Raw genomic sequence first — 16,445 nt, 5'->3', positions numbered from 1 at the left:
AAGGTCACGCAAAGGTTCGCAGAGTTTTGATTATCCCTCTGTGGGTTGGGTTTTTGGCTGCTGAGGGATTACATACTTAGAGGTAGATTTAGGTAGATTATTTAATACTTATAGCGGTATATACTTCAATGAAGTACATCATAGCCCTCTCCTCGCTTGCGGGGAGGGGGTTTGGGGTGGGGTTTTTGTATCTCACTTAACTGATAACCGCTATAACTAAACTGCTAATGGCTCTAGATTGATTTCAGAAATTTTCATATTTTATCGGCTGACTTTATATCTATAGATATATTTATTAATTGTCAATCAATCAGCTATTAATTGCAAAAATGGAAAATATTTTGCTGATTGTAGTTGTATTACTGAGATTATAGGGATTTATCAGCCAATTTTTACAGCTAACTTTAATTAAATCCCATTTACAATTGATTTTAGGTAAAATTCTCTCAATATCAATAGTAATACTTCTGGATTATTTGATCAGAATCTATCTGAAGATTGTCATAAAAATGTAAATATTTTTTCTAAACTTAGTAGGATTATTTTTAAGAAGAAACTCGCCAATAACTAGCTAGAAAAATACAATTCCCTCAGCTTCTCTACAAGACAACAGTAATTGCTTCAGGAGAAAAGAATATGCCACGAGCGATTAAAAATTCAGTGATCGTCATTACAGGTGCATCAACTGGGATTGGACGGGCGACAGCGCTGGAATTTGCTAAACAGCGTGCTACCTTGCTGCTAGCAGCACGAAATGAAACGGCTTTGCAGGAAGTAGCCGAAGAATGCCAACACCTTGGCGGAACTGCTGTAGTTATGCGTACTGATGTTAGTCATGAGTCAGCAGTTCAAGATTTAGCACAACGTGCGATTTCTTCTTTTGGCAGAATCGATGTGTGGGTGAATAATGCCGCCATCAGTTTATTTGCGCGGTTTGAAGAAGCACCGCCAGATGTTTTTCGCCAAGTAATTGAAACTAATTTGTTTGGTTATATTTACGGTGCGCGTGCTGTTTTACCGTATTTTCGAGAACAAGGTAGCGGGAACTTAATTAATGTTTCTTCGGTGGTGGGTGTAACTGGTCAGCCATATACCAGTGCTTACACTATTAGTAAGTATGCTATTCGTGGTCTTTCCGACTCCTTAAGGATGGAATTGTGTTTAGATAACGCTAAAGATATTCATGTCTGTACAGTATTACCAGGTTCCATTGATACACCAATTTTTCAACACGCAGCAAATTATACTGGTCGCCAAACCAAAGCCCTGAACCCTGTATACCCAGCTAGACAGGTAGCAGAGGCCATTGTGGAGTTAGTGGATAAACCACAGCGAGAAATTGTCGTTGGTCAAGCGGTTTATTTGCAGTTATTAGAGAAAACCTTAGCGCCAGACATCTATGAACCGATGATGGCCAAGCAAGTTGATCAGGATCACTTTCAGGATCACAAACCAGCCCCCCACAGTGAGGGTAATGTATTTGAAGCCATGCGCGACTATACAGGTATCAGTGGTAATTGGCTAGGTACTGGCGGTCTGACATCCCAAGATGTGTGGGATATGGCCAGAGACACAGCACAGAAGATTGGTTTACCCCTTTCTTGATGGCGACTAAAAGCACCTTGTGTTTAGTTGAATTTTTGTAACCAGGCTGACAAAGGCTGTATCCAAAGGATATGTTAATATTTCAATAACAGCCCCACTGTAACAGCTATGGTAAAAGAATTAGCTATTCGTACCTGTGGATTAACTAAGCAATTTGAGCGACACGTTGCTGTTAATGATGTTGATTTAGAAATCCCAGAGGGTGAAGTTTATGGATTAATTGGGCCGAATGGTGCTGGTAAAACAAGTCTCATCCGAATGTTGGCTGCTGCTGAGGAACCAACTACGGGTGAGATTTATATTAATGGCGATCGCCTGCGACTGGACAGGAGTAACTCTCAAATTAAGCGTCACATTGGCTACCTACCCGATGACTATCCCCTCTATGAAGATTTAACAGTTTGGGATTATTTAGATTATTTCGCTAGGTTATATCGTCTGCGGGAACCACGTCGCACTCACCGCTTACATGAAGTTTTAGAACTCATACAACTAGAGAATAAACGCCACAGTCTCATTTCCACTTTATCGCGGGGGATGAAACAGCGTTTAAGTTTAGCGCGGACGATTATCCATGAACCAATTTTACTACTTTTAGATGAGCCTGTTTCTGGACTTGATCCCATTGCGAGGATGCAGTTTCGGCAAATTATTAAAGCTTTGCAAGAAGCCGGGATGACAATTTTAATTTCTTCCCACGTTCTCAGTGATTTAGCCGAACTCTGTACTTTTGTAGGAATTATGGAGTTGGGTTTTTTAGTAGAAAGTGCTTCTTTAAAAGAACTTTACCAACGACTTTCTCAGCCCCAAATTATTCTATCTACTCTGGATAGTTTAGAATCCCTAGAAAGGGAATTAAAAAATTATCCCTTAGTACAAGCATGGGAGAAAATATCAGGTACAAACAGCTTGCGCGTTAATTTTTCGGGAACAGAGAAAGACTCTGCTGATTTATTGCGATCGCTCATTATTTCTGGTGTACCAATCACTAATTTTAACTGCATTCAAGAAGACTTGGAAAGCATTTTCTTAAAATTAGGACACAAACAAGCATCTTAGTCCATCAATAATTACCCGCTCTCTTTTTGGAGTTGTCAATTATGCTGAATCTCATCTCTAAACTAGGCGAATTAAACCCACAATTATTTCGGGAAATTAAAGGGAGATTAAAAGTATGGACTTTTTTAATCGCAGCATTCCTATCATTCCTAGCGCAGTTAATATTTTTCCGAGATTTCATAGGTACTCAATCCACAGATGCTTATACTTGGCTAAGTGCTATGGTAATTATTACCATCTTAGTGGGTGGAACCTATACCCTGAGCAATGATTTAGCCACCGAACAACGGCGAGGGACACTAAATTTTATTCGTCTGAGTCCCCAATCACCTCAAAGTATTTTTGTGGGTAAAATGCTAGGGGTTCCCATTAATGTCTATATTGCAACTTTGTTGGCAATTCCCTTACATCTCTTATTTGGGTTAAAGCTAGGTGTACCCTTACATCAAATTTTAATTTCTTACATAATTTTGGTCGCCGCTAGCATTTTCTGCTACAGTGGAGCAATATTATTTAGCTTAGTAAGTTCTTGGTTAGGTGGTGTTCAAGCTTGGTTAGGAAGTGGCTTTATGCTAATTTCATTGCTATTTAGTCAGGTAGAAATACATAACGATTCAACGAACAGTTCATTACTACTAAGGCTAATTAATCCCCAATATTTTATGCCTAAATCTGCCACAAGTTTCCAACTTGCAGACTTTTCTTGGTTTGGGCTGGAATTAGGCAAAAGTTTTTTTCTTACCGCCGGCTTTAGTTTATTACTTTACTCCATTGGCACTTACGTTATCTGGCAATCTATACAACGATGCTATCATGATAATAATGCCACAATGTTGAGTAAAAAGCAGAGTTATTTACTAACTGCTACCTTTACAGTGATTACGTTAGGATGTGCCAATGACCCAAGCAACGAACATTTATTTACTTTAATAATTCTCAACTTTGTTCTATTTCTATATCTAATTGCAGCCCTCACACCAAATTACCAAACAGCAATAGATTGGGCTACATATCAGCACATTTATCGGGCAAAAAATCCAGGTAAACAGAAGTTAATTAGAGATTTGATTTGGGGAGAAAAAAGTCCGGCTATTCTGGCGATCGCCATTAATGCTTTAATTCCTTTAATCAGTATCAGTGTATTTATTTCATCATTGGATAATGGCTGGTACAAAACTCATGCTTTCATGTCCGTGATTTTTACCTTTAGTTTACTGCTGATTTATGCAGCCTTAGCCCAAAGAGGTTTATTAATCAAGAATGACCAGAGATTATTACGAACTAATATTATGATGGCTGTGGTAATTTTATTCCCCATGATTATTGCAGCCATTTTTGGTAGCTTCCTTTCCTTATTCTCTATACTTGCACCATTGCAAATCTTGTCGCCCCGTCAGGTTCCTTTAAGTGTAATGCTGATGATGTTAGGACTGGTAGGACACGCCAGTATTTTAGGTTTACTCCTATTCCAAATTCAGGGAAAATTGCAAAAAGCAGGAGAGTCAGCCACAAAAGCACTGTTAACAGAAAATGTGCTTAATTCCTAACTGTAGAGATATGATAATTGGTCGCTAATTCATGGTAGATATTCAGCGTTTCTTCATTCACCCGCGCCACGCTGAAACGCTGTAAATTTTCTTGGGCGCGACATTTCCACTTGTGTAGTTCTATAGGATCTCTGAGTAATTTTTGTAAAGCTGTGGCTAAGGTTTGACTGTCTTGAGGAGGGACTAAAATACCCGCTTGTCCATTATCTAAAGTTTCGGGAATACCATCAACATCGCTAGCGATAATTGCACAACCTGCTTCTCGCGCCTCTGTTAGCACTAAACCAAAAGATTCGCAGTGTGAAGCTAGGACAAAAATATCTGTTGCTAACAAATACCGTTGTGGTTCTGCTTGGAAACCTGCAAAATGAATGCGATCGCCATCAGGATTATTTTGCACCATAGCCTGAAACATGGAGCGATCTGGGCCATCTCCCACTAGATATAAATGTGCATCAGAAAATTCCCCCGCAATGTTGCTAAAAGCTGCAATTAACTCTGCAATCCCTTTGCGGGAATACATCCCAGCCACAGTAGTAATTGCGGGACGTTGTAGGGCTAATGGTTGGTAATGGTGAATGCTAGGATGTCGAGGACTGTTTAATGTCCCGTTAGCGACTACCCGCAGCTTTTTTTCGGGGATACCTCGTCGTAGCATTGATTTAGCGACTGCATGACTAACTGCAATTACCCGATCTGCTAATCCCATAAGTATGGAACTAGGCTGAAACTCATTATGTACTGTAGAAACTAAATTGTAATTACAACCCCTTTTCCATATCCCTGCTAATACAACCCCTGTCATCATGTGTGCATGAACAATATCTGGTTGAAATTCTTGCACAATCTGCCGATAAACCCAAGCAGCTTTGAGAATATTTTGGGGTTTCCTTGACTGATTTAATGTCCAGTGTTTCACAGCATACAATGCGAATAAGTTCTCATATTCTCCGCCATTAGAAACTACAGCAACAGTATGACCACCTTGACTTTGTAAACAAGCTAAATCTACTGCCACATTTACAATTCCATTACCAATATTCTGGACATGATTGATAATATGTAGTATCCGCATATAATAATTCTTATCCTTACCAATTATTCAACCTTAAAAAAGATTTCATAAGAGACTAAAAACCGCTTAATAAAGCCACGCGGAAGGTTTTGCGTTTGAGATTTATAACAGGCGATCGCTCTAGCTTTCTTTTCTTGAACTGATGCAATAGAAAAACAGTAAGCGGCTGCTATATCTTCCAGTTTGAGTAATATAAATAGTGGCGCTCTCCAAAATAACCAGATAGGATATTGTAGCAATTCTACTCTTATACTAGTTTGAGCAATTGCTGTTTTAACTAATTGATATGTAGCCTCATGATCCCTATGTGAATCTTTTTGATGGGGTACATAAACTTCCTCTGGTTGATAATGTTGAATAAGTTCGGCTAACTGGGAAATTATCTGTTGTTTATTTTCATAATTTAAATATTGTAAACTCCCATCTAATTGAGATAAAAAGTGAATTTTTGATGGTTCTACCCCTAGAATTGCTAATGCTTCTCTTGCTTCTTGTTCCCGAATTTCGATTAGCGTGTTTGCAGCATTGGGAACCGCAACGGCTGAACCTTGTCCATCTGTAAGAAACACAACTATAACCGGGATTCCATATTCACGCTTGTAAGCAATCATACCCCCACAGCCCAATGTTTCATCATCTTGATGTGGAGAAAACACCATTGCTGATTTTTGATTAAATGTTAAAGGCTGACTCCTCCGCAGCCGTATCCATGTAGATAATAAATTAAAATGCATACATTGTAATTGCTCAATCCAGGTATACGGAAATATTTTTTGCAACCGTTGTAAATAACTTTTCATTGTGCTTTATACTGAGTATTTTTTAAAAAAACTAATTCAATCAAATCAATAAATGGGAATTGTTTAAATGTATCTATCTACTATTTATGAGATGATAATTCATGGCACTTATGGTAAATTATTGGGCTTGTCTTGTTTACCTGCGGCAAAATAATAATTTAATTATGGCTGCTTTTACAAAAAAAAATCATTTATTTTTTTCAAACGAAAATTTTAAACGCAAACACAAAATTATTGTGATTACTTCGCCAAAATAGGAAAATATTATTCCTGAGTGATGTTGTTTTATTGAATTAAATTATGTAGTAAAAAGAGTTGATAAGTAGGTTAACATAATTAAAAATAAAACATTGAGGATATAGATACCCGATTTTTTAGAGAAGTCGGGGATCTGGGTATTACGTTTTTTTAGTTTGAGCTACTTACCAGATATCAGGTAAGCCAATAGAAAAACAAAACTTAAAAACAGGTTGCTATAAAATATTTTTACAACAACCTGGTAATTATTATTTCAATTTGTGGAAGTTCAGCTACTTAATGCTACAGCTTTAAACGATAGACAATTACTTTAGCTTTGGCATTTTCTTCTACAAATACCAAATACTCTCCATTAGACCGGCGCATAGCCCGAATCCCATAGGGGATATCAACCCAACCACTTTCATTAGCAACTTCTGTCCCTGGTTTTAAGTTTTTCACCAAAGCCCCAGTGTTGGCATTATATATATATACTTCTGCCGTTTTGAATGTCACAGCAAAAACATAGTCTCCAGCTACACTCATGGCCGCGGTGGAAACTTCCCGTTTACCAGTGGTATCATGGGGGACTACTATCCGCCAACGGGGGGTTCTATTTCCTCGACTCCAATTGTCAAAACGGACAATTTCCGAACCCAGAACTTTAGTATCATCTCCCACTGCTGGATGATCCACTGTGAAACCTGATAAATACATGGTATCGGTTTCTGGTAAATACTCGATGCGCCGCAAATCTCTAAATAGACTGGGGGTTTCTTGCTTCTGCATCGAACTATAGGTGTAGATAGGATTTCCATGATTATCTAGTCCCTGCAAAGGATAGTGTCTGATCCCGTCTTTAGTTCGCAAGGTTTTCCAAACATCTCCTTTCGTATCTACCCACCATCCGCCAATGTAAGGATAATCTTCACTGGTGTCATATTCACCCTGATCAAATTTACCGTCACTGTTGCGATCGCGCCAAATCCATTCTCCTGTTTCTGGTTGTTGCGGCGGCCAATTTCCCTGAATTGATTTTCCCCCACCCCCACGAGTTCCTACAAACATTCCCGCCGGAATCGCAATTTTGCCATCTGTCTCAGGATTGAAGCGATAAATTTGTAAAAAACTTTCATACATATCCGTGAGAAACACAAAGGGTTTCCCTTGAATGCGTCGCACCCAAGTAGCATCTGGGGATGTATGCAAACGTGGATCTTGGGGATATTTAAAAGGATTTAAAGTGTAGGCTTTGTAAGTCCACTGCTTACCCGCCGGCTGACTATAATCCATCAAAAATTGTTCTTGTTTGGTAAATAAATTTAAGCCATCACTTTGGGGATCAGCATCAGCATTATCAACAAACATCAATCCGAATAATTGCCATAACAACTTTCCTGATGATGAAAACTTGCGTAAATCTGTACCCGAATAATGAAACCCATTACTATTAACGTAAATATTCCCGGCGGAATCTGTACCAACTCCCGTTAAACCGTAAAATTTTAAATCTTGGATTTCACCAGTAACACCTGCATAAACTCCCCCTTGGCTACCGAAAGTACCCACTTGGACTGGCTGATCTTTAATTTGATAAATCAGCACTTGTTGACGGGGACCATTTTCTGCTATTAAAACTCTGTCTTGACTATCAACGGCGATCGCACTGGGTTCGATAATATTAGTGATTTCTGGGCGTAATTGCTTTCCTGACGGGGAATAATACCCAACTTTAGCAGGATTACTGCCATTTCGGTTTTGAATAATCCACAAATTACCTTGTCTATCAACAGCTATTCCCCCAGGATTAGCAACATTAAAACTGCGAATTTCCTTCATGGTTTCGCTATGGTAAACCCGCAGACGATTAGCAGCACCATCACTTACATATAACTCATTTCCCCTCGTGGCTAAACCAGTAACTTCACCATTGTTACTGACAATTAACATACTTTGATCCCAGCCACGTCCTTCTGCAAAAGGTGCAGACTTCCCGGATGAATCATAACGTCTAACGCAATACCAATTTGTACCTTCTGGCGGATAGTCTTGATCTTTGCGATTCACAAAACCTTGGCGCATAGCAATGTAAACATATTTACTATTTGCTGTCACAGCTTTTCCCCCGCTACGACTCCAGCCGTGGGTATCACTCAATTTACCAATCACATCACCGTCTTTATATATTCCCGCTTCCCTACCAGCTTCATCCCAAATGCTATTAGTATAAACCGTGCCATTGGGTGCAACATACATAGCTAGAATATTATTTTGTACCCACTTTTCGCCCCCACCGAAGCTATTACCAATCCAAGATGTTTGATATTTGGGTGCAGGTGTGATGCTATTAGCCCCATAATCAGGAAGCTGAATTGAACTCAGAATTATAGCTATGGCAATAAATAGGATAAAGTTGACAAATTTGATTCTCTGAAAATTTTTATTTCGAGGTGGCTGATTGATGTATTGGTATAAGCGTTTGGATAAATACTTAAATTCATTGATGATTTTATTTGGCATATTATTGATAGCAATGATAGTTTCTGGTATTCACTCACTTTTATTAACTAGAAAATAAATATCTTTGAATACCACCTCTTACTCAAACTGCACTTAATCACTGGTATCTTCAAGATTTATGCCATCTTAACAGTGAAAGAATCCTACATATTTAATAACAGATTAATTTTCGTATTCACTTCATATTCACTGAATTTTTACAGAAAAAACATATAACTTTAATTGGCATTAAATGTATTGATTTTAACAAAAAAGCAATAATATGTAGTCAAGATTCATCCCAGAAACTTAAATGAGTTTATTGGGAACAAATTTATTTAATTATCTACAATCAATACAGAGAATGTCAGTGTAATATATAGTTCATTAATTGACTTTTTTATAAAAATATCTACAGAGGATGACGGAAAAATTACTGATTATCTCCACAATTACAGGATAGAAGTATTAGCAGCATCAACTAATTGACCATTGAGTAAAAGCAGTAGTAATTGAGATTGGTATAAAAATCAATATGTCCTTTCTCAAGATATGATAGGAGCTAAGTATATGGAAAGTAAAAAAGATAAGTTTAATTCAACATCTGCATCCATTCTCACTCTGGGAATAGGCTGGTTTCCCAAAAGTCCTGGAGGATTAGAAAGGTATATTTATGAACTAACTCATCGATTAGCAGCTAATAAAGACCAAATAGAATTATGTGGAGTTGGTTTACCAGAAACTGAATCAGATGGTGTAATAAAACTTACTAACTTAGCTAATCCGGATCAGGCAATTTGGCAGCGCATGGTGTCTATCCGCCAGAAATTTCGGAAAATACGAGTTAGCCAAGCAGATGCCATTAATTTACATTTTGCATTATATAGTTTTCCTATTTTGGATCTTCTACCCCAAGGCGTACCCATAACATTCAATTTTCATGGCCCTTGGGCTGCTGAAAGTCAGCAAGAAACAGTGAATAATCAACTTAGTCTGTTTCTCAAGCGGAGAGTAATAGAACAAAGTACATATAATCGCTGCGATCGCTTTATAGTTTTGAGTAAAGCATTCGGTAATATTTTAAACCAACAGTATCAAATACCTTGGCATAAAATTCATATTATCCCTGGAGGAGTAAATATTGATTGGTTCCAAGCTAACTTATCACGAGAAACAGCACGTCAGCAGTTAGGCTGGCCAGAAAATCGCCGCATACTATTTACATCTCGGCGTTTAGTACAGCGAGTTGGTATTGATAAATTATTAGAAGCCTTGGTGATCATTAAACCACAAGTGCCTGATATTTGGCTGGCGATCGCCGGGCGTGGATATTTCCAAGGTACACTACAACAACAAGTAAAAGAATTGGGGTTAGAAGACAACGTTAAATTTTTAGGTTTTCTCCCCGATGCCCAATTACCCATAGCTTACCAAGCTGCCGAATTAACAATTATGCCCAGCCAATCTTTTGAAGGGTTTGGATTAGCAATTATTGAATCTTTAGCTTGTGGTACGCCAGTTTTATGTACTCCCATTGGGGGAATGCCAGAAATTTTATCATCATTTTCTCCAGACTTAATTACTGATTCCAGCGAAGCCCCAGCCATTGCCGAAAAATTAGCCCAGATACTTTTAGGCAACTTAGCAATTCCCACACGCCAAGCGTGCCGTGAGTATGCAATTAATAATTTTGATTGGCAACAAATAGCCCAAAAAGTGCGGCAAGTTCTATTGGCTTAACTCCCCCAAACTTCCCTTATTCTAATTCCTCTGTGTTCTCTGCGTCTCTGCGGTTCGTTAATTATGAAAATCCTGTTTTTAGATCAAAGTGGTAAACCTGGTGGTGCAGAACTGTGTTTAATAGATATTGCTAAACCTTATGGCGATCGCGCCTTAGTCGGCTTATTTGCTGATGGACTTTTTAGAAAGTTACTTCAGCAGCAGCATATCCCCGTCAAAGTATTAACAACCCAAGCAATTCAAGTTCGTAAACAAAGTAATTTGCTGCAATCTTTAGCCAGTGTCGGAAAACTTGCCCCACTATTAACCCAGGTAGTACAAATAGCTAAAGAATATGATATCATCTACGCCAATACACAAAAAGCCTTAGTGATTGGCGCACTGGCTAGCTTTTTAGCGCGTCGTCCTTTGGTTTATCATTTACATGATATTCTTTCCTCAGAACACTTTAGCCAAACTAATCTGCGGATTGCTGTGACGTTAGCAAATCGTTTTGCTTCATTAGTAATTGCTAACTCCCAAGCTAGTCAAACCGCTTTTATCCAAAGAGGAGGCAATGCGAAAATTACAGAACTTGTGTATAATGGTTTTGATTCGCAACAATATAAAACTTCTGCATCTGAAGTTAAACAAATCCGCCAAAGTTTAGGCTTAGAAAATAAGTTTGTAGTTGGACATTTTAGCCGCCTTGCACCTTGGAAAGGTCAACATATTTTAATTAAAGCTATATCTAAATGTTCCCCAGAAGTGACAGTAATTTTAGTGGGTGATGCTTTGTTTGGTGAACAAGATTACGTCCAACAATTGCATGAACAAGTTAGGGAAATGGGATTAGAGAACCGGGTAAAATTTTTAGGTTTTCGTGAAGATATTCCCCAGCTAATGGCAAGTTGTGACTTGATAGCACACACCTCAATTTCTCCAGAACCCTTTGGGAGAGTGATTGTTGAGGCGATGCTATGCGGTAGGCCTGTGGTAGCTGCTAAGGCTGGGGGTGCAATGGAATTAGTGGAAGACGGCGTTAATGGTTTTTTGGTGACACCGGGAGAAAGTGAGGAATTGGCAGAGGTGATTAATACTTGCGTTGCAGAAACCGAGATGATTGCAAGTATGGCTGATCATGCTAGGGCGATCGCTTGTGAGCGTTTTGATATGACAACTATTAATCAACAAATTGCGGAATTATTGTCCCAAAGGTTTCAAAAACCAGTCCATCTCCCAACGGAGGGGAATTAATTACAAACCAACTAATTCTCGTGATTCCAAATCAGTGAGTTGTTGGGCGATCGCTAATCTAGCTTCTAATTTAGCCACACTAAACTGGTTACGCAGATATTCTAAATTAGCGGTCGCATTGGCTTTTTCCGCAATTAAACGGATTTGAGTATCCATAGCCTTTTGGTATTCTTGATTAACTAGCAAAACTTCAAAACGCCTAGCTTTGCGTTGAGCATCATTTTTTAAATCTACATCAAAAGCAGCAGCAAGATCCGCATTACCTTCATATCGGGAAATCTGCTGTTCTACAGCCATTAAATTAGAATTAATTTGATTAACTTGTTGGGCTGCTTGGGCGATCGCACTAGGATAATGAATCAGGTCTTCCATCACAAACTACTCCCCGTTGATTAAGCTACTTCTCGTAATTGGGACGAAATATTTACTTCTGAAAATGGTAAAGAAAGTTGTTGAGATGGCGACCCAGCAGCTTGTTCTAAAACTTGGACTTCGATATTCACACTTATGAGAAAATTACCATTATTACTACCAACAGCTTCAGCGATTAATTGAGCAATATCTGGGCGCTTTGCAGTTAGTGGGTCGCGTAAAATACACCGATCCCATTCATGCTTGGCGGTGGGATTGAGGTTGAGAATATAGTGCTTAATCATTGGACTATCCCTTAACTCCATTTTCGGTGAACTCTATGGCTGAGGCTTTGTGAGCGCTATAACTATAGTAGTACAAATGTTCTAGTGTGGCAAGAGGCTATTTACCGATCATTGGCACAAAACCATTGAGTTTATTTTTGTCTCAGCTATGCCATGACTGTTTTCAGATGGTCAGCTAACCTAATAGCTAAAGCAACAATGGTGAGTGTAGGATTAGCATACCCTCCGGTGGGAAACACAGAGCTACTGGCGATAAATAAGTTAGAAATGCCGTGGACTTGGCAATTGCGGTCTACAACACCCTGCTGAGGATCATCATTCATCCTTGTTGTTCCCATGTGATGATGTAGACCAGGATGGATTAATTTGGGCAGATTGCCATCTCGTTCAAGTTGTAGTTCCCCGATGCCAGCACGAGCAATCTCTTGTTGTAAAATATCTTGGCTTCTCTTAATCTGTTCAATGTCAATGTCATGCCAACGCCAGTGTAACTTGACTCGCTGACGACCCAGGCGATCGCGATCTGCAGTGAGTGTGATCCGATTATCTGGATCGGGTACTTGTTCAGCTAGCTGGAGTAGTCTAAACCCAGCAAATCGTTTTTCCTTCCCTGGAATATACGACCAACCACCCCAAGCTAGACTGGGAATAAAAGGTTGCCGATTGATCATTGTTCCGTAAGCAGCAGGCAAGATATAATCAAGACCTAGAACAATATTTTTTATGTGTTTGAGAATATCTTGACGTACTTGTGGGTTATGTATTGATGACAGCAATGTTTTCAGAGAATTTGCTGCTTCTAACTGATATACTTTGGGAATAGGAAATAGTAATGTACTAATATTTAGTAACTTTTCACGGTGCATAACTTCTTCAGACAAACTTAACTTACCCATGACTGGAACGTCATTCACCCGCCGCAAATCGTATAAAGCTGTATTCTGAAAAATATCTGGATTACTAGGAATCAACTTACCAGCATCAACTAGAGAATGATCCATAAAGAATCTCCCCACTAGATCATTTTGATTACCTAAACCAGTTGTTTTAACCTTATTTGATAGCAGGAGTAAACGTGCCACCTCTATACCACCTGTAGCTAGGATAACAAATTTGGCACGAACCGAAAATTTTTTACCTGACAAACAGGCTACTCGTAAGCGAGTTACGTTTTCAGCTGTTTCATCTGTTTCTATTTCTACTAAGTTAGCATTGAGATAAGTAGTAATGTTGCTAGCTTGGTTAATTACTTCACGGGACTCATGGGTAAATACAGCACGAGGACCAAACTGAAACATATTAGTAGTTACATTACCAGAAAATGGTAACTGAGGCGTATCAGCATCTGCCCAAGCTTCAGCATCATAAGCAAAAGCTCCCAGTTGGCAAACTACTTGAGCGCGTTTATAGAAAGGATCAAGGTGAGATTTATCGAAAGGCCAACCACTATAAGGTAGCCAATCGCGCTTTTCAAAATCTACTTTGTCTAATGGTACGTACCTGACACCAATGACATTATTACCTAGTCGAATTTTCCAAAAGTTGGCTGTACCACCAAACTGAAAACAACGCTGACTTTCTAATGTATCAAAATGATTATCAACACTTTCACCTTGAGAAAGTGACTGAGTATTCTGATCAAAATCTAGTCCACCGCTTTCTAATAAAACAACCCGAATGTCTGTCCCAGCTAATTCACGAGTCAAAGTAAGACCTGCTGGGCCAGCCCCAACAATGCAAACTTCAGTTTCAAGAGTTTCCTCTTCAGGGATTGTCCGTGCGTCAATCAACATTCAATAATTACCTGTAGCCAAACTAATTTTGCTTGAGAAAAGTCATTCGAAGGATTCTTTCATTGTTTCCTAATCTCAATCAGCTTGAATATGGCATAACTTCAAAGAAATTACCATATATAAATAGTGATAATTCAGGACTTACGCAAAATCTCTCTCAAACCCTCTTTTCTTCGTGTTCTTCGCTCCTTCGTGGTTCATTCTTTCGTAACTTGTGCGTAAGTCCTATAATTAAGCATTGCTGGGATAATGTTTTTTAAAAGACATAGTATTTAGTTATATTTTTACCTAAAAGCGTATAAGCAACTCTATTAAAATAGAGAGGAGCAGAAAAATTTTACTACAAACATAACTAACTTACTCTTAATTACACTTATAGTTAACAAACTATATATTGCTTATATAAATATTTCTCTTATCTTTAAATAATCTGTTAGATAAATATACACAATCTTAATGAAATTACAAAAAAAAATATGTTTGAATTGTTTACATAAAAATAAGCGATCGCTCATATTTCATTGAAGTGCATCTTACTATTTATGATACCGATGAGAAATGAACCTAAGTTATATTCACCCTTAATTTTTAGCCTGTGGGTAGACAAATAAGCCTACCGACTTTAGGAAATTAGGGATATCCTCATCAAGAAAAGGCATAAAAAATTAAATCAAACATTCCATAACTATTCTATTTGGCATTGCTGAATTTAGGTATAAATCGCCAAATGGTCGCAGGGAGACGTTCCATCGGGAGCATCTCACTTTTTAACAAAGCCCTATAAAACTTCACCCTCCTTAGTAGAGGAAGCAGTAATCCTGTTTCCAGCCTTAATAAGGGGGGTCTATTTAGGATACATTTGCAAAACTGAGATTCTCCCTGTTCCATCGTTACGTCTGTACACAATTGGTTTGTAGGTTTTAATTATTTCCAACCAAGGGAATTGATTATTGATCGATTGCTTATATTTACCTTGTGAACAAACATTACCTGTATCCTTGCAAATGAACCAAACTGAGATGCCTGTAATTAATGCACTTTTTAACCAGTACTATATCTACATGAAACGCGGCGAAAAACCAATACCTTGGAATATCTATGACATTAACCCACCAATTAATTTTGGTTCAGCCACATATTTTACTAAGGTATTACAAATTATAGAGAATAGTTTACAGGTTAGAAATTTAGTATTTTACATAACTTGGGATCGAATTGATGAACTACCATCCTATGGCAAAAATGTTGTTGTTTTAATAATAGGCGATGAATGGTATCGCATACCCAAGTATGCTCACAAAGTTAGGGCGATATTTAAGTGTATAGGCACACGCCCAATACTCGGATGTAATTTATTTAGTAAACCTTTTTTGCTAAATCTGCTCACGGTAATTCAATTTATTAGAGTCTTGGTTGTCGGTTCTCCTGGTCTGATTAATTATCATTTTCACAAGCTAAAAAGCTTGTTGTTGGGTGAAGATCCAATTGGCAAAATCTATGAAATTCCTTTGGGTTACAACAACTCCAAAGATATGCCAATCAAGAATATCGAAGATCGTCTCTATGAAACTTATTTTTCTGGTAGCGTCATACATATACCTTATCCTGTATGGTCTTTGAAATACTGGTTAGGAACTCCAAAAGCCCTGGCTCGAAAACTAATGATATCGAGTTTAAAGAAGTTTCAGGAAAAAAATCCTGGCTTGAAAATTGAGGTATCAATTACTGGTGGGTTTCGGAATAGAAGGATTGAAGATGAGCGTAGTTATTGCGAAATCATGATGGATACTAAAATATGCTTGGTTCCCAGAGGTACGTCTTTTGAAACGACTCGTTTGTTTGAAGGTATGAAATATGGTTGTATTTTGGTGACAGAAGCTTTGCCTTCAAGGTGGTATTTAGATGGAGCGCCTATTATTCAAATAAAAGATTGGCAGGATTTAGAGAGGATATTAATGAATCTGCTAGATAATAAGCAACTCATGCAAGAATTGCACCATAAATCTTTGGATTGGTGGCAGCATAAATGTTCAGAGGCGAGTGTGGGAAATTACATTATGGAAAAATTGACCTGGGATACCCCAGTGCGGAATAAAAATGTAGTAAATTTGTCTACTTCTTTGACTCCACCCTAATTAATAAATCTCTCACATCGACTTGATCCTTTGTTTTCGATTTAACTCAAAACCCCGCCAAAG

12 protein-coding genes are annotated in these 16,445 nt (G+C 38.3%); 6 read left to right on the top strand and 6 right to left on the bottom strand.

Annotated elements, in window-relative coordinates:
• The first annotated feature begins 636 nt into the window (after positions 1–636).
• The 3 genes from ACM0OP_RS04705 to ACM0OP_RS04695 all read left to right on the top strand — a co-directional run bounded on the left by ACM0OP_RS04705 (position 637) and on the right by ACM0OP_RS04695 (position 4,211).
• On the top strand, positions 637–1,605 hold the full coding sequence (locus tag ACM0OP_RS04705) for an SDR family oxidoreductase (protein ID WP_414527232.1): 969 nt from the start codon (positions 637–639) through the stop codon (positions 1,603–1,605).
• Positions 1,606–1,713: 108 nt separating this feature from the next.
• Positions 1,714–2,664, top strand: coding sequence for an ABC transporter ATP-binding protein (locus ACM0OP_RS04700; protein ID WP_414527231.1), 951 nt, complete (start codon positions 1,714–1,716; stop codon positions 2,662–2,664).
• Positions 2,665–2,705: 41 nt separating this feature from the next.
• Complete coding sequence (locus ACM0OP_RS04695; protein ID WP_414527230.1) at positions 2,706–4,211, top strand: hypothetical protein; 1,506 nt, start codon at positions 2,706–2,708, stop codon at positions 4,209–4,211.
• Here ACM0OP_RS04695 and ACM0OP_RS04690 read toward each other — a convergent pair.
• The 3 genes from ACM0OP_RS04690 to ACM0OP_RS04680 all read right to left on the bottom strand — a co-directional run bounded on the left by ACM0OP_RS04690 (position 4,201) and on the right by ACM0OP_RS04680 (position 8,843).
• Positions 4,201–5,286: a glycosyltransferase family 4 protein gene (locus tag ACM0OP_RS04690; RefSeq protein WP_414527229.1), complete on the bottom strand. Its 1,086-nt coding sequence runs from the start codon at positions 5,284–5,286 to the stop codon at positions 4,201–4,203. The two genes, ACM0OP_RS04695 and ACM0OP_RS04690, sit on opposite strands and share 11 nt — an antisense overlap.
• A gap of 23 nt (positions 5,287–5,309) precedes the next feature.
• Positions 5,310–6,086, bottom strand: coding sequence for a PIG-L deacetylase family protein (locus tag ACM0OP_RS04685; RefSeq protein WP_414527228.1), 777 nt, complete (start codon positions 6,084–6,086; stop codon positions 5,310–5,312).
• Positions 6,087–6,626: 540 nt separating this feature from the next.
• Entirely contained in the window at positions 6,627–8,843 is a 2,217-nt protein-coding gene (locus ACM0OP_RS04680) for an NHL repeat-containing protein (protein ID WP_414527227.1), read from the bottom strand.
• A 549-nt stretch (positions 8,844–9,392) separates the two neighbouring features.
• Here ACM0OP_RS04680 and ACM0OP_RS04675 point away from each other — a divergent pair.
• Complete coding sequence (locus tag ACM0OP_RS04675; RefSeq protein ID WP_414527226.1) at positions 9,393–10,562, top strand: glycosyltransferase family 4 protein; 1,170 nt, start codon at positions 9,393–9,395, stop codon at positions 10,560–10,562.
• A gap of 63 nt (positions 10,563–10,625) precedes the next feature.
• Entirely contained in the window at positions 10,626–11,798 is a 1,173-nt protein-coding gene (locus tag ACM0OP_RS04670; RefSeq protein ID WP_414527225.1) for a glycosyltransferase family 4 protein, read from the top strand.
• On the opposite strand, the gene ACM0OP_RS04665 is transcribed toward ACM0OP_RS04670, so the two are convergent.
• The 3 genes from ACM0OP_RS04665 to ACM0OP_RS04655 form a co-directional block, all read right to left on the bottom strand.
• The gene (locus ACM0OP_RS04665; RefSeq protein ID WP_414527224.1) at positions 11,799–12,170 is read right to left on the bottom strand and encodes a hypothetical protein; all 372 of its coding nucleotides are present in this window, start codon (positions 12,168–12,170) and stop codon (positions 11,799–11,801) included.
• A 20-nt stretch (positions 12,171–12,190) separates the two neighbouring features.
• On the bottom strand, positions 12,191–12,454 hold the full coding sequence (locus ACM0OP_RS04660) for a hypothetical protein (RefSeq protein ID WP_414527223.1): 264 nt from the start codon (positions 12,452–12,454) through the stop codon (positions 12,191–12,193).
• A 146-nt stretch (positions 12,455–12,600) separates the two neighbouring features.
• Entirely contained in the window at positions 12,601–14,247 is a 1,647-nt protein-coding gene (locus ACM0OP_RS04655) for a GMC oxidoreductase (protein ID WP_414527222.1), read from the bottom strand.
• 950 nt (positions 14,248–15,197) lie between these two features.
• On the opposite strand from ACM0OP_RS04655, the gene ACM0OP_RS04650 reads away from it, so the two are divergent.
• Positions 15,198–16,382, top strand: a complete 1,185-nt coding sequence (locus tag ACM0OP_RS04650; RefSeq protein WP_414527221.1) for a glycosyltransferase family 1 protein — start codon at positions 15,198–15,200, stop codon at positions 16,380–16,382.
• Positions 16,383–16,445: the final 63 nt, after the last annotated feature.

Origin of the sequence: Nodularia chucula CCY0103, assembly GCF_963923915.1 — a bacterium.
In the GTDB taxonomy this organism is placed as follows: domain Bacteria; phylum Cyanobacteriota; class Cyanobacteriia; order Cyanobacteriales; family Nostocaceae; genus Nodularia; species Nodularia chucula.
Note: the sequence above shows the minus strand (reverse complement) of the source record. Positions and strands in the feature narration are given on the sequence as shown.